This is a genomic window from Streptomyces rectiverticillatus (assembly GCF_013394065.1).
In the GTDB taxonomy this organism is placed as follows: Bacteria; Actinomycetota; Actinomycetes; order Streptomycetales; family Streptomycetaceae; genus Streptomyces; species Streptomyces rectiverticillatus.
On the sequence record NZ_CP040752.1, the window covers coordinates 1,943,416 to 1,962,138 of the forward strand.

The window sequence follows — 18,723 nt, forward strand, 5'->3', positions numbered from 1 at the left end:
GGGGCCAGCGGGGAGTCATCGGATCGCAACCTGGTGGGGGTGTTGCGGGTGGGGTGGGCCGGGTCAGAATCTACGCGCGTTGTCAGCTTTGTGATGTGGGGAGATGAAGTGCCGCTGAACCGGAGGAATTTTCTGGGGCGTACTGCCGCGACGGGTGCGGGGGTTGCGCTCGTGGGGGCGGTGGGTGCCGGGTCGGCCGAGGCGCGGGAGGTGGATGCGGGTCTGACGGGTGGCCGGGGGAAGCGGAAGTACTCGTTCACCGTCATGGGGACGACGGATCTGCATGGGAACGTCTTCAACTGGGACTATTTCACGGATGCCGAGTTCGATGACAAGGCGCACAATGACGTGGGTCTGGCGAAGATTTCGACTTTGGTGAACCAGGTGCGTGCGGAGAAGGGGCGCCGCAACACCCTGCTGATCGATGCGGGTGACACGATTCAGGGCACCCAGTTGTCGTATTACTACGCCAAGGTGGATCCGATCACCAAGGCGCACGGCCCGGTGCATCCGATGGCTCAGGCGATGAACGCCATTGGTTACGATGCCGCGGCGCTCGGGAATCACGAGTTCAATTATGGTATCCCGGTGCTGCGGAAGTTCGAGGAGCAGTGTGATTTTCCGCTGCTGGGGGCGAATGCGCTCGATGCGAAGTCGCTGCGGCCGGCTTTTGCGCCGTATGTGATGAAGCGGGTGTGCACGCCTTTCGGGCGTGATGTGAAGGTGGCGGTCCTGGGGCTGACGAATCCGGGGATCGCGATCTGGGACAAGGCGAATGTCCAGGGGAAGATGGTGTTCCCGGGTCTGGAGGAGCAGGCGGCGAAGTGGGTGCCGCGGTTGCGTTCGATGGGTGCGGACGTGGTGATCGTCTCGGCGCACTCGGGTTCGAGCGGAACGTCTTCGTACGGTGATCAGCTGCCGCACATCGAGAATGCGGCGGCTCTGGTGGCGGAGCAGGTGCCGGGGATCGACGCGATCCTGGTGGGTCATGCGCACACGGAGATCCCGGAGTACCGGGTGACGAACAAGGAGTCGGGTAAGCAGGTCGTGCTGTCCGAGCCGCTGAAGTGGGGTCAGCGGCTGACTCTGTTCGACTTCGGGCTGGTGTGGGAGCGGGGCCGCTGGCAGGTGGAGTCGGTTTCGGCGAAGGTGCTGAACTCGAACACGGTGCCCGAGGACAGGAAGATCACTCGGCTGCTGCGTGACGAGCACGAGAAGGTCGTGGCGTATGTGAATCAGGTGATCGGCACGTCGACGGCGGCGATGAGCGCCGCGGAGGCGGCGTACAAGGACACTCCGATCATCGATTTCATCAATCATGTGCAGAAGGAGACGGTGAAGGCGGCGCTGGCGGGGACGGCCCACGCGGCGCTGCCGGTGCTGTCGCAGGCGTCGTGCTTCTCGCGGACGGCGGCGGTGCCGGCGGGGAAGGTGACGATCCGCGAGGTCGCGGGGCTGTATCCGTTTGAGAACACCCTGGAGGCGCGGGTGCTGACGGGTGCGCAGCTGCGGGAGTATCTGGAGTTCTCGGCGCGGTATTTCGTGCGGACGCCTGCGGGTGCGCCGGTGGATCCGGCGAAGCTGACGAATGCGGAGAGCATTCCGGATTATAACTATGACGCGGTCAGCGGCCTCTCGTACGAGATCGACATCGCGAAGGCGCCGGGGTCGCGGGTCGCGAAGCTGATGTTCGACGGGAAGCCGCTGGATGACGCGGCGCAGTTCGTTCTGGCGGTGAACAATTACCGGGCCAGTGGTGGGGGGAATTTCCCGCATGTGGCCGGGGCGAAGCAGGTGTGGGCGAACTCGGAGGAGATCCGTAACTCGATCATTTCTTGGGTGAAGGCTCAGGGGACGATCGATGTGGCGAAGTTCGCTTCAGTGGACTGGAAGCTGACGCGGGATGGTGCGCCGGTCTTCTGACGTGGTGGCGCGGGGCCGTGGCTGGGGCCGCGGCTCCAGGCCGAAGGTGGTGAAGGCGGTCCGCTCCGGCAGGGGGTAGACCGTCTTTTCCGTGATGGTGTTGAGGATGGTGGCGCTGCGCCAGGCGGCGAGGCCGAGGTCGGGGGTGCCTACGCCGTGGGTGTGGCGTTCGGCGTTCTGGACGTGGATGGCGCCGCGGACGAGGGGGTCGAGGACGAGGCGGTGGTTCTCGTCGATGCGGGGGCGTTCGCTGTGGTCGCGGCGGATGTAGGGGTCGAGGGCGGCGAGGAGGGTGTCGACGGGGCGTTCGCGGTAGCCGGTGGCGAGGATGACGGCGTCGGTGGTGACGCGGGAGCGGGTGCCTTGCTGGGCGTGTTCGAGGTGGAGTTCGACGCGGGTGGTGCCGACGCGGCCGGCGGTGCGGACGAAGACGCCGGGGGTGAGGACGGTGTCGGGCCAGCCGCCGTGGAGGCTGCGGCGGTAGAGCTCGTCGTGGATGTCGGCGAGGGTGTCGGCGGCGATGCCCTTGTGGAGCTGCCATTGCTGGGGCAGTAGTTGGTTGCGGACGGCTTCGGGGAGTGCGTGGAAGTAGCGGGTGTAGTCCGGGGTGAACTGTTCGAGGCCGAGTTTGCTGTATTCCATGGGGGCGAAGGCCGGGGTGCGGGCGAGCCAGTGGAGTTTTTCGCGGCCGGCGGGGCGGTTGCGGAGGAGGTCGAGGAAGACTTCGGCGCCGGATTGGCCTGATCCGATGACGGTGATGTGTTCGGCGGCGAGGATGCGCTCGCGGTGGTCGAGGTAGTCGGCGGAGTGGATGACGGGGACGGCGGGGGCGTCGACGAGGGGGCGCAGGGGGTCGGGGACGTAGGGGGCGGTGCCGACGCCGAGGACGAGGTTGCGGGTGTAGGTGCGGCCGAGGGCTTCGGCTTCGCCGTCGGTGTCGAGCTGGGTGAAGTCGATTTCGAAGAGGTTGCGTTCGGGGTTCCAGCGGATGGCGTCGATCTGGTGGCCGAAGTGGAGGCCGGGGAGTGACTGGCTGACCCAGCGGCAGTAGGCGTCGTATTCGGCGCGCTGGATGTGGAAGCGCTCGGCGAAGTAGAAGGGGTAGAGCCGTTCGCGTGACTTGAGGTAGTTGAGGAAGCTCCAGGGGCTGGTGGGGTCGGCGAGTGTGACGAGGTCGGCGAGGAAGGGGACTTGGAGGGTGGTGCCGTCGATGAGCAGGCCTGCGTGCCAGCGGAAGGTGTGGTTCTGGTCGTAGCAGGCGGTGCGGAGGCCGGGGATGCCGTGGGCGAGGGCGGCGAGGGAGAGGTTGAACGGGCCGATGCCGATGCCGGCGATGTCGAGCGGCTGGTCGGGGGTGGTCTGGGGGGACGCCGGTGTTTCGGGGGCTGCTTCGGGCTTGGGGGGCGGCGGGGTGTCGGGGGTGTTCTGCGGGGGGTTCGGGGGGGTCTTGGGGGGTGGCGGGGTCTTCATCGGCGTACCTGGCCTTCCACGAGGGTGAGGAGTGTGCGGAGGTCGTCGGGTGTCGTGTGCGGGTTGAGGAGGGTGGCCTTGAGCCAGAGGCCTTCGGGGGTGGTGGTGCGGCCGAGGACGGCGTGGCCGTGGTGGAGGAGGGTGCGCCGGAGTGCGGCGGTGGTGTGGTCGTCGGTGGGGGTGGGGCGGAAGAGGACCGTGCTGAGGGTGGGGCGCGCGTAGAGGTCGAAGCCGGGGTGGGCGTCGATGAGGTCGGCGAGCTGCCGGGCGGCGGCGCAGACCCGTTCGACGAGATCGCCGAGGCCGCGGCGGCCCAGGGCGCGGAGGGTGACGGCGATCTTGAGGATGTCGGGGCGGCGGGTGGTGCGCAGGGAGCGGCCGAGGAGGTCGGGGTGGCCGGCCCGGGTGTCGTCGGGGGCGTTGAGGTAGTCGGTGTGGTGGGCCAGGGGGTGCAGGGCGGTGCTGTCGGGGACGGCGAGGAGGCCTGCGGCGACGGGCTGCCAGCCGAGTTTGTGCAGGTCGACGGCGATGGTGTGGGCGCGGTCGAGGCCGGCGAGGGCGGGGCGGAGGGCGTCGCTGAAGAGGAGCGGGCCGCCGTAGGAGGCGTCGATGTGGAGGCGGGCGCCGTGGGTGTGGCAGAGGGCGGCGAGGGCGGGCAGGGGGTCGATACGGCCGGTGTCGGTGGTGCCGGCGGTGGCGATGACGAGGGTGGGGGTGCCGGTGGCGCCGGGGTCGGTGAGGGCGGTGTGTACGAGGGCGGGGTCGAGGATGCCGGTGGGGGTGGGGAGGGTGAGGGGCGTGGGCAGTCCGAGGAGCCAGGCGGCGCGGTGGATGCTGTGGTGGGCGTTGGCTCCGCAGACGATGCGGAGCGGCGGGGTGGTTCGCCCGGTCGGTTCGGGGGCGGATCCGAGGGCGGATCCGGGGGCGGGCTCCCTCGCCGGCCTTCGAGCCGCTTGCCCGGCTGCCGCCCGGGCCGCCGCCCAGGCCGTCCCCCCGGCCGTCTCGCCGGGCGTGTCTCTGGCCGCTTCCCTGGCCAGGAGGAGGGCCAGCTGGTTGGACTCGGTGCCGCCGGTGGTGACCAGGGCGTCGGGGGCCGGGTGGCGGGGATAGGCGAGGGACGCCAGGGCCCGGGTGGTGAGGGCTTCGAGGGCGGTCGCGGCCGGGGCCTGGTCCCAGGAGTCGAGGGAGGGGTTGAGGGCGGCGGCCGCGAGGTCCGCCGCGGCTGCCAGCGCGAGGGGCGGGCAGTGCAGGTGGGCGGCGCAGTGGGGGTGGGCCGGGTCGGCGGCGCCCTCGGCCAGGGCGGCGACGAGGGTGTGGAGCGCCTCGTGGGCCCCGGTGCCGGTCTCGGGGAGGACGGGGAGGGCCCGGGCCCGGACGCGGGCGGTGACGGCCTCGGGGCCGCCGGCCGGGAGGGGGCCCCGGCGGGCGGCGGCGCCCTCGTCGAGTGCGTCGAGCACGGTACCGAGGAGGGGGCGCAGGGCCCGGGGGCCTCGGGTGCCGCCGGCGAGGGGGGCGGGGGTGCGGTCTGCGGCGTCGTGGGGGGAGGCGACGGTGGGGCCGGCGGGCGCAGGCATTTGACTTTGCCCCTTTTGGGTTGACTTCGAGCGCATGCTGTGGGGTCGGTCCGGGCTGTGACGAGCGGCAACTGCAACAAGTTACGTTCGGCGCACGTTCGGTGACCGGCGTAGTGGCGGGTTTCGCTCGATGGGGGGAAGGCCGTGCAATGGGGGTGAGATGTGTCTGCTAATGGGGTCCGGGGCGGACGCACCCCGTTCCGTCGACTAATCTGCACCCCATGGCCATGAACTTTCTCGCTCTCGACGTAGGGCCGCTCAAGCCCGAGCCCGCGCCGCTCGTGCTCGGCGCCGTGCTGTTCTTCATCGTCTTCGCCGTGATGGCGAAGGTGCTGCTGCCCCGGATCAACAAGGTCCTCATCGAGCGCGAGAAGGCCACCGACGGCCGCTTCGACGAGGCGGAGGAGATCCGCGCGGAGGCCGCCCGGGTCCACTCCGAGTACCAGGAGCTGCTGGCCGAGGCCCGGCACGAGGCCGCGCGCCTGCGCCAGGAGTCGCTCGAGCAGGGCACGGCGATCATCGCCGAGCTGCGTGCCGAGGGCCAGCGCCAGCGCGAGGAGATCATCTCCGCGGGCCACGCCGTGATCGACGCCGAGCGTGCGGTCGCCGAGGCCGAGCTGCGCGAGCAGGTCGGCGTGCTGGCCACGGAGCTGGCCGGCCGCATCGTCGGTGAGGACGTCGCCCAGTCCGCCCGCGAGAACGGCACGGTGGACCGCTTCATGGAGGAGCTGCGCACCGCGCAGGCCTCCGACGCCGCCCGCGAGGCGCGCGGCTGACAGCGGCAGGCCGCCGCTGCGAGACATCTCGGACGCCGAAGGCTCCGCACCCCCTTCCGGGTGCGGAGCCTTCGGCGTTCCCGGGGCTTCCCGGGGCTTCCCGGGGCGGGTTACCCCTGGGCGTCTTACCCCTGGCGTCGCCTGATGCGCAGGGAGCGGCGCAGGTCGTCGAGCTGGTCGTCGAGGCGGCGGCGCAGGGCGGGGGTCGGGCCGGCCGTGCGCAGGCACTCCTCGCCGAGGTCGAGGGTGTGCTGCTCGACGAAGGGGCGGGGGAAGCCGGCGGTGCCCGCGGCCGTGGCCAGGGCGGGGCCGCGGCGGGCCGCGAGGGCGACGGCGGCCGGGTGGTAGCGGTCGAGGTAGGGGCGTACGAGGTCGAGCTGCTCGTGCTGCCAGAAGCCCTCGGCGGTGGCGGTGAACAGGTAGTTGGAGAGCTCCGGGCGGTGCTCCGGGTCGTACATGGCCCGCCAGGCGGCCTCCTTGGCCGCCGGGTCCGGGAGGGCGGCCCGGCAGCGGGCGGCTCCCTCCTGGCCGGTGGCGCTCGGGTCGCGGGCGAGCTCGGCGTCGACGGCGGCGGCCGTGGTGGCGCCGAGGACGGCGAGGCGGGCGAGGGCGCGCCAGCGCAGTTCGGGGTCGAGGGCCGGGCCGCCGGGGACGGTGCCGTCCCGGAGCCAGGCGCGGAGCGTGTCCGGGGTGGTGGCGCTGTCGATCAGGGTGCGGACGGCGGTCAGGCGCAGGCCCTGGGCCGTGCCGTCCTCTCCCTGCCTCCGGGTGCGGTCCAGCAGGTCCTGGGCGAGGGCGGTGAGGCCCGCCAGGGCCGCGGGGCGGTCGGCGGGGGTCACGTAGCGGTCGGCGACCTGGCCCCGGGCGAAGGCGAGGACGGCCCGGGTGACGGCCACGTCGGTCTCGTGGGGCAGGTGGGCGCGGGCGGCGTCCAGGTATGCGGCGGGGGCGAGCTCGCCGTCGCGGACCATGTCGCGGGCGGCGTTCCACAGGACGGCCCGGGTGAGGGGGCCGGGCAGCGCCGACAGCGAGCCGAGGGCGGTCTCCCACGACGCGGCGTCCAGGCGGACCTTGGCGTACGTGAGGTCGCCGTCGTTGAGCAGGACGAGGGCCGGGCGGGGGCCGGTGCCCTCGACGGTGCGGGTGCCGCCGCCCGCGGGCAGGTCGGCGGTCAGGCGGTCGCGGGCGACGAGGGCGCCGGAGCCGTCCGGGGCGTGGTCGTAGAGGCCCACGGCGAGGTGGTGCGGGCGGGTGCCGTCGTGGCGGACGTCCAGGCGCCAGCCGCCGCGGCCGTCGTCGGCGACCGTGGGGGTGAGGGTGTCGGCGCCGCTGGTGCGCAGCCAGGTCCCCGCCCAGGCGTGTACGTCGCGGTCGGTGTTGCGGGCCAGGGAGTCGAGGAAGTCGGCGAGCGTGGCGTTGCCGAAGCGGTGGCGGGCGAAGTGGTCGTTGATGCCGGCGAGGAAGTCTTTCTCGCCGAGCCAGGCCACGAGCTGGCGCAGGGCGGAGGCGCCCTTCGCGTAGGAGATGCCGTCGAAGTTCAGCAGCGCGGAGGCGGTGTCCCGGACGGCCTGTGCGTCGGGGGCGACGGGGTGGGTCGAGGGGCGCTGGTCGGCGTCGTAGCCCCAGCCCTTGCGGGTGCAGGCGAAGTCGGTCCAGGCGCCGTCGAAGCGGGTGGCCTCGGCGAGGATCTGGTAGCCCATGTACTCCGCGAACGACTCGTTGAGCCAGATGTCGTCCCACCAGCGGAGGGTGACGAGGTCGCCGAACCACATGTGGGCCATCTCGTGGGCGACCGTCACGCCGCGGCTCTGGCGCTCGGTGTCGGTGACCGCCGAACGGAAGATGTACTCGTCGCGGAAGGTGACCAGCCCTGGGTTCTCCATCGCGCCGGCGTTGAACTCGGGGACGAACGCCTGGTCGTAGGAGTCGAAGGGGTAGGGCTCGTCGAAGATCTCGTGGAAGCGGTCGAAGCAGCGGCGCGTGATGCCGAAGAGCTCCTCGGCGTCGGCGTCCAGGTGGGGGGCGAGGGAACGGCGGCAGTGCAGGGCGAAGGGCAGGCCGGCGTGCTCGGTGCGGACGGAGTGCCAGGGGCCGGCGGCGAAGGCGACGAAGTACGTGCTCAGGGGCTGGGTGGTGGCCAGCTCCCAGCGGCCCTGGGCCGGGTCGCCGGTGCGGGTGGCCACGGCGTTGCCGAGGACGGTCCAGTGGGGCGGCGCGGTCACCGTCGCGTCGAAGACCGCCTTGAGGTCGGGCTGGTCGAACGCGGCGAAGACGCGCTGGACATCGTCGATGAAGGTCTGGGTGTAGAGGTAGGTCTCGCCGTCGGCGGGATCGGTGAAACGGTGCATGCCCTCGCCCGTACGGGAGTAGCACATGTCGGCCTCTATCAGCAGCTCGTGCTCGCCCGGGGTCAGCGCGAGAGCGAGCCGGTTGTCGTCGAGCGCGGCCGGATCGAGGGGCCGGCCGTCGAGGACGGCGCGGTGCAGGGCGGCCGGGCGGAGCTCGACGAAGGTGTCGCCCGCGTGGCGCGCGGTGAAGCGGATGCGGGTCGTGGATCCGAAGAGCTCGTCGCCACGGGTGAGATCGAGGTCGACGGCGTACCGGTGAACGTCGAGGAGACGGGCTCGGGCCTGGGCTTCATCGCGTGTGAGTACGGGCATGGGGCCATGCTGCCGTATCGCCGGCGCTGTGCCGAGGCAGGAATTGGGGGTGCGCACGTGGTGCGGGGCGGGTGCGCCCGGCCGGGGCTGCGCTCCGAACCCGTGCCACGCACCCATGCCTCCGCCGCCGCGGCGGACTACTCCCACGTGCCGAGCCGGTCGGCAGGTGAGCACGGCACCGCCGGACCGCGGCATCTCGGCTGAGCGCCGCTGCGGCGGGAGAGGTCAGCGGGCTGCCCCGCCCGGCCAGGGCCCTGCTCCCATCCGAAGTCGTGCCACGCACATTGCTTCCGCCGCCACGGCGGACAACCCCCACGGCGGAGAACGGCGGTGCCGAGCCGGCCGACAGGTGAGCACGGCACCGCCGGACCGCGCCATCGCGGCTGAGCGCCGCTGCGGCGGGAGAAGACACGCGGCTTACGTACCGGCACCGCCGGGCCGCGCTATCGTCGTCGTGCCGTGCGCGGTGGGAGGGCTAGGCGCGGGCGATGGTTTCGTGGTGGCGGATGACCTCGGCCACGATGAAGTTCAGGAACTTCTCCGCGAACGCGGGGTCGAGTTTGGCGTTCTCGGCCAGTTCGCGGAGGCGGGCGATCTGGCGGGCCTCGCGGGCCGGGTCGGCCGGGGGCAGTTTGTGGGCCGCCTTGAGGTGGCCGACCTGCTGGGTGGCCTTGAAGCGCTCGGCGAGCATGTGGATCACCGCTGCGTCGATGTTGTCGATGCTGTCGCGCAGCCGGCCCAGCTCGGCCCGTACGGATTCGTCCATGGAACTGTTGCTCATGGTCACCGAGCCTATGCGGACGGGCGGGGTGCGATCACCGGTGGGTGGTCCGGGTCGGGGATGCGCGCGCTCCAGCCGCCGGGCACGGCACGCCCTTGGCGGGCGCGGAAGCGGACGGGCGCGGTGCCGACGCGGCGGGTGAAGAGGCGGCTGAAGTAGGCGGGGTCGGCGTACCCGACGCGGCGGGCGACGGCGGCGACGGGCAGTTCCGTGGCGGCGAGGAGTTCCTTGGCGCGGCCGAGGCGGATGTTCAGCAGGTAGTCCTTGGGGCTGCAGCCGGCCCCGCGGCGCACGGCGGCGCGCAGTTCGGCGGTGGTCATGCCGTGCCGGGCGGCGTGCTGGGCGACGGACAGGGGCAGGAAGGCGTCCCGGGCGAGGGACTGGAGGACGGGTTCGCCGTCGGGGGCCGTGTCGGCGCGGGCGCGGCGCAGGGCGACCAGGAGTTCGTGTACGGCCGCGGAGGTCTCGACCTCCAGGAGCGGGTTGGCGCGGCGGGCGGCGCGGGCGATGCGGTGGACGACGGCGCGGACGGCGGTGGTGTCCGTGAGGGGCACGAGGGGCCGGTGGGGCTCTATGCAGTCCAGTTCCGTATAGGCGGCGACGGCCGGGCCGGTGAAGTCGACGAAGCTCTCGTCCCAGCCGGTCCCGCCCGCGGCGCCGTAGTGGTGGGGGACCCCGGGGACGAGCCACAGGAGCGCGGGCCCGGTGACGGCGCGGGTGCGCCCGTCGGGCGTGCGCAGCCAGCCGCTGCCGGCGTGGACGACGACGGCGACGTGGTGGTCGAGGGTGCGGGGGCCGACCGCGGGGAGCGCCCCGTGCTGCAGGCCGACGCCGAGGCAGACGAGGCCGAGGCGGTGGTGGACGGGGCCGGGGGTGAAATAGCGCATCCATGTCTGGTACATGGGTCCCGGCCTCCCGCGGTGTCGGCCCCGTGTGCCGATCTTCGCGCATGGCGGCGCGCTTTCACCAGGGGGCGGCGGCCCCCTCCACGGTCCTCTCCGCGGTCCCCTCCACAGTCCCGTCCGTCTCGTGCGCCCCGTCCGCCTCGTGCACCGTAAAGCCGTCGAGGACGAATTCCGCCGTGTCGCTGTCGCCCGTCTTGCGCAGCCCCACCCACGCCTCCCCCGCCTCCGGAGCGGTGAACTCGTACGTGTGCGCGGCCGGCTCGTGGGCGGCGGGCAGCGGGGTGCGGTGCAGCTCGCGGGTCTCCGGCGTGTCCACGGCGGTGATCCAGGCGTACTGCCCGGCGGCCTCGTTCTCGTAGCGGAAGGAGACGCGGTAGCGGTGCCCGGGCCGGAAGCGGACGGTGTGCGGCACGGTGCGGTAGACGACGCCGGTGTTCTCGCCGCGTGACTTCAGGGACTGGGTGCCGTCGATGACGTCGTCGACGGCCTTGCCGTTCCAGCCGCGCTGGGTGAAGGGCGCGTGCCGCTGGGCGATGTGGGTGCGGGGGTCGGTCGCGCCGCCCGCGTCGCCCTTGACGAAGGGGCCCCACCCCTGGGGGACGTGCTCGAAGTCCTCGAAGACGAGCGCGCCCGCGGCAGCGGCCGGCGCTCCCGCGGCGACGACCCGCAGCGCGTCGAAGCGGACGCGCGCGCCGCCCTCGGCGACGGTCAGCGTCAAGGTGACGGGGCCGCCGCCCGGTGGCACGGTGAAGCGGGTGAACATCCGCTGGAAGCGGGTGCCGTGCTTGCGGTCGGCGCCCACGTGGTTGACGGCGGTCGAGGTGTCCGTCCAGTTGGCGGCGGTGACGCCGTCGGCGGTGCGGACCTCCAGGCCGGCCCGGCGCCGCTCCCCCGCGGTGTCGCCGACTTCGACCTGCACGGACGCCGCGTAGGTGCCGGGCTTGAGGCGGGCGAGCCGCTGGCCGGCCGTGGCCGCTCCCCCGGCGCGGACGACGAGTTCCCAGTCGCCCAGGGGGCTGCGTTCGACGGCTGCAGGCCCGGTGACCCGCCACCCGCAGAGGCCGCCAAGGCCACCGAGGCCGCCGGCGTGGAAGCCGGGGTCGTACAGGGGCGTGCCCTCGCCCCAGGCGGGGTCCGGCGAGCGGCCGTGGCCGCGGGTGAGCACGTACGGCTGCCCGGCCGTGGCCTCGATGGTGACCTCGCCGCCGCGGACGGGCAGTTCGAGGGCGTCGGCGCGGCCCTGGTCGGTGAGCCGGTGGAGGACGACCGTGCGCCGCCCCGCCCAGCCGCGCGGCAGGCGCCAGCGGGTGGCGCCGCCCTGCGGGTTGTAGTGGTAGAGCTTGGCGGGGTCGCCGGCCTCGCGCGGCTCCCAGGGCAGGAGGTACGTGCCGCCGCGGTAGACCACGCGCCCGTCCGTGGTGATGGTCCGCGTGCCGTCGGCGTCGCCGACGGCGGTGCGCGTCGGCCCCTCGAAGGTGATCTCGTGCTCGCCCCAGGTACGGACGGGGTACGCCTGGAGGTATTTGGCCGGGAGGTTCTCGGTCCACAGCAGGCGCTGGAAGGGCTCCCAGCCGGTCTTTCCCTGCCACCCCGAGAACGTGCCGAGCTTCGCGGTGCCGAGGAGCGGCCACTTGTCGGCGAAGACGTCCTTGCGGTGGTGGTGGACGAAGCGGATGAGCCGGGAGTTGATGCCGCGCGAGGTGTCGGGCCCGTAGTCGGTCTCGCTCGCCCAGTGCGACCAGAGGCTGGAGCGCTCCAGGCCGTGGCCCCATTCGGTGGTGATCTGCCAGCCCTGCTCGCGCAGGGCGCGCTGGAGCCGGTCGGAGTTCCAGCCGGACTCGCGGAAGACGTCGATGTAGAGGGTGGTCAGGGCGGGGTCGGTCTCGTCGCGCAGCTGCCGGAAGCGGCGGACGACGTCGCCGGAGAGGAGGTCGCGGCGGGGGTCGATGCGATAGGACTGGTCGAGCCAGTCCCACTGTCTGTCGTTCTTGTCGACGAGGGTCTCGGAGAAGGCGTGGGCCACCGGGTAGGACTCGGTGGTGTTGACGTGCACGGCGAAGTCGCTGTTCCAGCGCTTTCCGGCGCGCAGCAGGGTGTTGAGGTCGGTGAGGCCGCCGGCGCGGGTGTTGTAGTTGCCGCCGTAGTCGGGGTGGGCCGAGTCGTGGCCTTCGGACTGGTAGCCCTTGAGGAGGGTGAACTGCCGCAGGCCGTCCGTGGCGAGGGCGATGCGCTTGACGTCGTCGAGGGTGGCGAGGAACGGGTTCGTGGCCTGGCTTGCGAAGTTGAACGCTATGTGGGGGACGACGCGCAGGTGCTGTTCGGCGGCCCCGAGGGGCTCGGCGGTGATGTCCCGCAGGGCGATGGCCGCGTCCTGCCAGTCGGCGTCGCCGTCGCCGTTGCGGTCGCGGGTGAGGATGACGGTGGCGCGGGGCAGGGGTTCGGTGTCGGTGAGGGCGGCTCCCGCGGCCCGGTGGGTCCACTGGCCGCAGGTGAGCTGGGTCTTGGTGTAGCCGGTGCGGGTGAGGGTCTGGCGGCGGAAGCGGCCGTTCTCCCAGGCCGTGGCGGCGTCCGGCCGGTCCTGGACGGTGTTGGTGTCGGCTGCGGCGGCGAGCCGGCCGGTGCTGACGACGGCGTAGGCGCAGCCGGTGGGCGCCTCGTCGGCGGGGGTGTCCGGGCCGGGGCGGACGAGGGTGTCGCCGCTCTTGGCCTTGTCGAGCTGGATGCGGGCGGCGAGGAGCGCGGCACCGGGCTGGCTGCTGCGGACGCTGAGCAGGGCCAGGCCGGGGATGCGCAGGGTGCCGACGCGCAGGGCCGGGGTGTCGGCGATGCGGGTGATCCGCCAGTGGACGAGCAGGCCGTCGACGCGGATCTCGGCGTCGATGCGGGTGCCGCCGCCGAGGGTGAGGACGTACGCGGCGCGGTCGCCGCGGACGGTGGCGGTGACGTGGGGGGTGTGTTCCTTCTCGTCCACGAGCAGGGAGGTGACGGGGTCCTCCTGGGCGTGGACGACGTCTCCGGTGGGGCGGTGGGTGTAGGCGATGATGCGGGGGAAGGCGGTGTCGATGCGGACGTCGAGGTCGGCGGAGTGCAGGACGGCTTCGGTGGCGGGCGGGGTGGGGGTGGCGGCCGCGGCCGTCCCGGCGAGCCCGGTGACGCCGGCTGCTCCGGCGATGCCCGCGATTCCCGCGATGCCTGTGATGCGTGTGATTCCCGCGAGGGCGCCGGCGGTGACCACGGCGCGCCGGGTGGGTGCTCCGCTGCCGCCGTGCGGGGGCTGCTGCCGCGTCCCTGGGTCGACGTCCACGCCGTGCTCCTCCTCCGTACCTGTGGTCACGGCTCACAGTGGAGGGCGCGGGGCGCGACGCCCATGGACAAAAGTGCGGCGGCTCTTGGACTCCTGTCCGTGAGAGGGCAGGATCGTTTCATGATCGCGAAACTGATGTATCCCGTCGTCGACTGCCCGGACCCGGCCGCCCTGGCCGGTTTCTACGCCCGGATCCTGGACTGGGAGGTGGACGCCTCCGACCCGTCGTGGGTGTGGCTGACGTCCCCCACGGGGCAGCAGATCGCCTTCCAGGAGGCGAAGGACCACCGCCCGCCGCGCTGGCCGGACCCGGAGTTCCCGCAGCAGTTCCACCTGGACTTCGAGGTCGACACGGTCGAGGACGTGGAGCGGGCCCAGCGCGAGGTGCTCGCGCTGGGGGCTACGTTCCTCCACGACAGCGGCGGCGAGCGGAAGGGGTTCCGGGTGTTCAACGACCCTGCGGGGCACCCCTTCTGCCTCTGCTACGGGCAGTCGCTCTAGAACTGCTCCGGAACCCGTCCTGTTCCGGAACCTGTCCCGTCAGTCCAGAGCCGCCGCCACCGCGCGCAACGCCTTCCCCGCTCCCCCGACCAGGGGGTCGCCGTGGCCGAAGCACGCCGTTTCGACGTCGAGGGCGGCCTGGCGGCGGAAGGAGTCGAACAGCTGCGGCCGGTCGGTGTTGAAGACGCCCGGCATCAGCTGCTGCACGTTGGCGATCGTGTCGCCCGTGAACAGCACGCCGGATGCGGGCAGGTGGAGCGCGATCCCGCCGGCGGTGTGCCCGGGCACGTGGACGACCGTGGCCGCCTCGCCCCAGTCGAGGGTGTCGCCGTCGGCGAGTTCACCGTCGACGGGGCAGGTGACCGTCGTGTGCGCGAGCTCCGGGACGAGCTCGTGCACGGACTCGAAGAGCGGCACCTCCCAGTCGAGGAAGGCGGGCGGCGGCTCGGGGACGTCGCCGCGGATCACCGGGGCGTCGTCGGCACCCGCCAGGACGCGCGCGCCGGTGGCCGCCGCGAGGGCGGCGGCGGAGCCGGTGTGGTCGCCGTGGGAGTGGGTGAGGACGATCTCGCGGAGGTCTCCGGGAGCGGCGCCGAGACCGCGCAAGGCGGTGAGGATCTGCTGCGCGTACCCGGGCAGGCCCGTGTCGACGAGGGCCCAGCTGTCGTCGGGCAGGCGGACGGCGTAGGCCTGCCCGACGGGGAAGCGGAACATCCATATGCGGTCGGTGACTTGGGAGGTCTCCATGGCGGCTTCCTTGCTGATCTTCATGACGCCCACCGTAGGCACGCGGAGGGCGCGCCCCGGGCCTTTGCGCTCGTGGCGGATTGAGCGCGGGGCGAACGGGCCGCCGCGCGCGGCGGCGCGGGCCTGCCGCAGGCGGTACGGCCTGCGGTCCCGTTCGCCTACCTCCTGCGGTCGGCCGGGAAGAGGGCCGTGACCTCCCAGCCGCCCTCCGGCGCGGGGCCCGCGCGCAGGATGCCGCCCATGGCCTTGGCGCGCTCGCTGAGGCCGACGAGCCCGAAGCCGCCGCCGCGGGCCTTGTCGGAGAGGACGGCCGCGTGCTTGCCGTCGTCGGCGATGCGCAGCTCGACGCCGGCGGGGACGCCGCGGATCCCGATCCGTACGGCCGTGGCGTCGGCGGCGTGCTTGCGGATGTTGGTGAGGGCCTCGCGGACGACGCGGTGGACGCCGGCGGCGACCTCGGCGGGGATCCAGTTCTCCATCCCCTTTTCGATGTAGAGGGTGACGGGCGGCCCGGTGCGGGCGAAGGCCTCGGTGAGGGCGCGCACCTCCGGCAGGCCCGCCACCGGCTCGGTCTCGGCGTCGCCCTCGCGCAGGATGCCCACCAGGCGCCGCATGGAGCTCAGGGATTCGCCGGCCGAGAGCTCGATGCGTTCGAAGGCGGCCGCCGCGGCGGGCCCGTCGAGGGCGGTGAAGCGGGCGGCCTGGGCCTGGACGACGATGCCGGTGACGTGGTGGGCGATGAGGTCGTGGAGCTCGCGGGCGAGTTCGAGGCGCTCGGCGGTGCGGACGGCCGCGAGGTCGCGGACGCGCTGCCCGGACTGGTTGCGCAGCAGCACCGAGTACGCGGTGACGACGACCGTGAGCGCGCAGAAGACGGCGGTGAACGGCCCGGGGTCGAGGTCGCGCATGGGTGCGGCGAGGCAGGCGAGGGCGAGCATGGGGCCGAGGATCGCGGCGGCGCGCGTGGAGGCGCGCTGGAGGACGGAGGTGAGGAGGGCGAGCAGGGCGATGGCCTCGCCCATGCCCCACACGGTCTCGGGGTGCTGCCCGGTCATCAGGACGAGGCTGGTCGTCCAGGAGACGGCGACGGCGACGGAGGCCCGGACGGTGAGGGGGATCCACTTGTAGGGGACGGCGCACAGGCAGACGGCGATGCCCGAGGCCAGCACCGTGGCGTGGGGGCGGCTCGGCTGGCGGGCGAGGACGACGCTCTCGGAGACGACCAGGCAGAGCAGGGCGACCGCGAGGGCCGCCTTGGCGGCGGCGGCGCGCCGGGGGTGCCGGGCGGCCCACCCGGCCACTCTGTTCATGCGCTGCCCGCGGCCAGTCCGCTCTCCCAGGCCCACGCCGCGATCTCGACGCGGTTACGGGCGTCGAGCTTCAGCTGCACGTTGGCCAGGTGGGTCTTGACCGTGGACAGCGAGACGAAGAGCTCGGCGGCGATCTCGGCGTTGGTGGCGCCGCGGGCCAGGCAGCGCACCACGTCGGCCTCGCGGTCGGTGAGCGGCTCGGAGGGGGCCCTGACGGGGCCCGCCGGGTGGGCGGGGGCCATGTCGCGCAGGAGGCGGACGGTGATGGCGGGCGAGATGAGGGAGTCGCCGACGGCGGCGGCGTGCACGGCCTCGACGAGCATGGCGGGGCTCGCGTCCTTGAGCAGGAAGCCGGAGGCGCCGTTGCGGAGCGCGGTGTGCACGTACTCGTCGAGGTCGAAGGTGGTGACGATGACGATGCGGGGGCGCCGGCCGGTCCCGGGGCGGGCGGCGGCCCGCTCGGAGAGGCGGCGGGTGACCTCCAGGCCGTCGAGCTTGGGCATGCGGATGTCGAGGAGGAGCACGTCGGGCTCGTACTGCTCGACGGCGGTGAGGGCGGCCTCGCCGTCCACGACGTCGGCGACGACCTCGATGTCGGGCTGGCTCTCCAGGATCATGCGGAAGCCGGTGCGGACCATCTCCTGGTCGTCCGCGATGACCACGGTGATCGCCATACTCGTTCCTTGCGCTGTGCCGGCCGTGCGGGGCCTGGTGTGTGCGGGTTGACGGGCCGCGGTGCCGCCTCCGCCCGCCCCTCCATGTCAGCGGGGCCGCGGGGCCACCGCAACCGCGGGTCAGGCCCGGGTGCGCGCGGCGCGGCGGGCGGCGAGCCGGCGCATGCCGTAGGCCCCGCCGCCGAGGGCGAGGAGCCCGGCGCCGCCCGCGAGGGCGGGGGTGCCGATGTCGTGGCGGACCTTGATGACCTCGCCGGCCTCGACGACACGCTTGACGGGGTTGCTGGAGGCCGCGTGGAGGGTGCGCGCGGGGGGCGTGGCCTGCTGCTCGTGGCCCTCCGCGGAGCCGTTGCGGACGGTGACCACGCCGCGGGCGTGCTTGGCGCCCTTGTCGTGGCCGGCGCCGCTGCTGGTGACCGTGGTGCTCTCGGCCCCGTCGGGGGTGTGCCGCAGCGTGCCGGAGGCGAAGTCGTAGTAGTTGGTCAGCCCGGTGCCGTCGAGGGAGGCGCGCAGGGTGGGCTTTTGCGTGTCGCCGCCGAGGATGCGCAGGTGGAGCCGGTCGAGATGGGCCGTGGGGCGGGCGGCGTCGAAGGTGTGGCGCAGTTTGCCGTGCTTGGTCACGGTGACGGTCGTGCCGCGCTCGCCGGAGGTCAGCCGGGCCCGGCTGCCGTCGGGCAGCTGGACCTGCTGAACGATGACCGGGCGGCCGGGGCGGCCGCTGCCGCCGTCCGTGTCGCCGGTGGTGCGCAGGTCCGCGGCGAACGCGCTCGCCGTGGGCCAGGCCACCGCGCCGACGGCTGCGGCGAGGACGGTGGCGGCGGCGATGCGGGTCTTGGCGGACACGGGGGTGGTCCCTTTCCGTAACGGACGGCTCGGTCTGCGGCCGCCGCGGGTGCCCCGGATTCGTGTCGTCCTCCGGGGCCGGCGGGCCACGGTCCTCACGTTACGGGCCTTTATCGCGCCCACACCTCGACTGTCCGACCATTCCCGCCTCGGCCGAAAGGATGACGGAGGCCCGCCCACGTCATACCGGAGTCGGGCGGGCGGGCCGGGGCGGGCCGTACCGGGACTGGTCCGTACGGGTTCGCGAGGCCATCCGGACGGCCCAGCGGACCCGGCGGTCCCAGCAGCCCCGGCGGACCCGGCGGCGCCTCGCTTCCACCGGGCAAGGTGCCCGGTAGAAGCGGGAAACGGAAGGCACCCGCACCGGCGCGTACGCCGGGAATCGCCGGACGGGCGGGGGGCCAGCCGCCCAGGCTCGCGGCGGCGCTCTTGATGTTCGCCGCGAAGGTGCTCACCTCGCTGTAGACGCCGGGGTAGTGCGGCCGGGCGCAGCCCTCGCCCCAGCTGACGATGCCGACCTGGATCCAGGCGCCCGCCGCGTCCTTGCGGAACATCGGGCCGCCGGAGTCGCCCTGGCAGGTGTCGACGCCGCCCTGGTCGAGGTATCCGGCGCAGATCTCCTCGCCGGGTATGAGGTTGCCGTAGGCCTTCTGGCAGGCGGTGTCGTCGACGAAGGGCACGGTGGCCTTGAGCAGCTGCCGCTGCTGGCTGCCGCCTTCGCGGTCCGCGCCCCAGCCGGCGATGGTGAAGGTGCCGTTGTTGTACGCGGGGGTGTCGGCGGTTTTGAGGGTCGGCAGGTTGATGGGCTGCGCGAGCTTGATCAGCGCCCAGTCCTTGCCGGAGCCGTTGTAGCCGGGCGCCTGGAGCACCCGGGTGGACTTCACCTTGATCGCCTGGGAGGAGCCGAGGTCGGCGACGCCGGCCGTGGCGGTGATCGAGGTGTTGGCGCCGCTGCCGCTGACGCAGTGGGCCGCGGTGAGGACGATCTGCTGGGTGTAGAGCGAGCCGCCGCATCCCATGGACAGCCGCACCATCCAGGGAAATTCGCCTTGCTGGGCGGGGGTGCCGCCGACCACGCCCGGGCGCGGGGTCGGGTCGTCGGCCAGGGCGGCGGTGGCGGTGAGGGCGAGCGCGGCGACGGTGGCGGCGCCGACGGCGACGGTTCTCCTGAGCGTGAAGAGGAAGGAGCGCAACGGTCTTCCTTTCGTGGGAGGTTACGCACGAATGTCAGGCTCATGACAATTCCGGCCGTCCG

General features: G+C 73.1%; 13 protein-coding genes and 1 pseudogene. 3 read left to right on the forward strand and 11 right to left on the reverse strand.

The window, feature by feature from the left end:
* The first annotated feature begins 108 nt into the window (after positions 1 to 108).
* Positions 109 to 1,923, forward strand: a complete 1,815-nt coding sequence (locus tag FGW37_RS08250) for a bifunctional metallophosphatase/5'-nucleotidase (RefSeq protein ID WP_179080471.1) — start codon at positions 109 to 111, stop codon at positions 1,921 to 1,923.
* Here the strand turns inward: FGW37_RS08250 and FGW37_RS08255 are convergent.
* Both FGW37_RS08255 and FGW37_RS08260 read right to left on the reverse strand, forming a co-directional pair.
* Complete coding sequence (locus FGW37_RS08255; protein WP_179080472.1) at positions 1,879 to 3,393, reverse strand: lysine N(6)-hydroxylase/L-ornithine N(5)-oxygenase family protein; 1,515 nt, start codon at positions 3,391 to 3,393, stop codon at positions 1,879 to 1,881. The two genes, FGW37_RS08250 and FGW37_RS08255, sit on opposite strands and share 45 nt — an antisense overlap.
* Positions 3,390 to 4,967 carry a pyridoxal phosphate-dependent decarboxylase family protein gene (locus tag FGW37_RS08260; RefSeq protein ID WP_179080473.1) on the reverse strand — a complete coding sequence of 526 codons (1,578 nt, stop codon included), beginning with the start codon at positions 4,965 to 4,967 and terminating at the stop codon, positions 3,390 to 3,392. Before FGW37_RS08260 ends, FGW37_RS08255 begins: the two co-directional genes overlap by 4 nt.
* Positions 4,968 to 5,188: 221 nt before the next feature.
* Between FGW37_RS08260 and atpF the strand changes: the two genes are divergently transcribed.
* A complete protein-coding gene (atpF, locus tag FGW37_RS08265; protein ID WP_179080474.1) occupies positions 5,189 to 5,743 on the forward strand; it encodes a F0F1 ATP synthase subunit B in 555 nt (184 codons plus the stop codon).
* Positions 5,744 to 5,868: 125 nt separating this feature from the next.
* Here atpF and pepN read toward each other — a convergent pair whose 3' ends face one another.
* From pepN to FGW37_RS08285, 4 genes are all read right to left on the reverse strand, one after another.
* The gene (gene pepN, locus FGW37_RS08270) at positions 5,869 to 8,403 is read right to left on the reverse strand and encodes an aminopeptidase N (protein WP_179080475.1); all 2,535 of its coding nucleotides are present in this window, start codon (positions 8,401 to 8,403) and stop codon (positions 5,869 to 5,871) included.
* Positions 8,404 to 8,878: 475 nt separating this feature from the next.
* A complete protein-coding gene (locus FGW37_RS08275) occupies positions 8,879 to 9,184 on the reverse strand; it encodes a chorismate mutase (protein WP_058044886.1) in 306 nt (101 codons plus the stop codon).
* Between the two features lie 11 nt (positions 9,185 to 9,195).
* Entirely contained in the window at positions 9,196 to 10,086 is an 891-nt protein-coding gene (locus FGW37_RS08280) for a helix-turn-helix domain-containing protein (protein WP_179080476.1), read from the reverse strand.
* A 61-nt stretch (positions 10,087 to 10,147) separates the two neighbouring features.
* On the reverse strand, positions 10,148 to 13,324 hold the full coding sequence (locus FGW37_RS08285; protein ID WP_425506640.1) for an endo-alpha-N-acetylgalactosaminidase family protein: 3,177 nt from the start codon (positions 13,322 to 13,324) through the stop codon (positions 10,148 to 10,150).
* A gap of 189 nt (positions 13,325 to 13,513) precedes the next feature.
* Between FGW37_RS08285 and FGW37_RS08290 the strand changes: the two genes are divergently transcribed.
* Entirely contained in the window at positions 13,514 to 13,894 is a 381-nt protein-coding gene (locus FGW37_RS08290; protein ID WP_179080477.1) for a VOC family protein, read from the forward strand.
* A 39-nt stretch (positions 13,895 to 13,933) separates the two neighbouring features.
* Here the strand turns inward: FGW37_RS08290 and FGW37_RS08295 are convergent, their stop codons facing one another.
* The 5 genes and pseudogenes from FGW37_RS08295 to FGW37_RS08315 all read right to left on the reverse strand — a co-directional run.
* On the reverse strand, positions 13,934 to 14,665 hold the full coding sequence (locus tag FGW37_RS08295) for an MBL fold metallo-hydrolase (RefSeq protein ID WP_246430310.1): 732 nt from the start codon (positions 14,663 to 14,665) through the stop codon (positions 13,934 to 13,936).
* Between the two features lie 134 nt (positions 14,666 to 14,799).
* On the reverse strand, positions 14,800 to 15,951 hold the full coding sequence (locus tag FGW37_RS08300) for a sensor histidine kinase (RefSeq protein WP_179080478.1): 1,152 nt from the start codon (positions 15,949 to 15,951) through the stop codon (positions 14,800 to 14,802).
* The gene (locus FGW37_RS08305) at positions 15,948 to 16,625 is read right to left on the reverse strand and encodes a response regulator (protein WP_179080479.1); all 678 of its coding nucleotides are present in this window, start codon (positions 16,623 to 16,625) and stop codon (positions 15,948 to 15,950) included. The genes FGW37_RS08300 and FGW37_RS08305 overlap by 4 nt, the downstream gene beginning before the upstream one ends.
* 120 nt (positions 16,626 to 16,745) lie before the next feature.
* Entirely contained in the window at positions 16,746 to 17,468 is a 723-nt protein-coding gene (locus FGW37_RS08310) for a hypothetical protein (RefSeq protein WP_179080480.1), read from the reverse strand.
* A 407-nt stretch (positions 17,469 to 17,875) separates the two neighbouring features.
* A pseudogene (locus FGW37_RS08315) lies at positions 17,876 to 18,661 on the reverse strand (S1 family peptidase); the annotation flags it as partial.
* Positions 18,662 to 18,723: the final 62 nt, after the last annotated feature.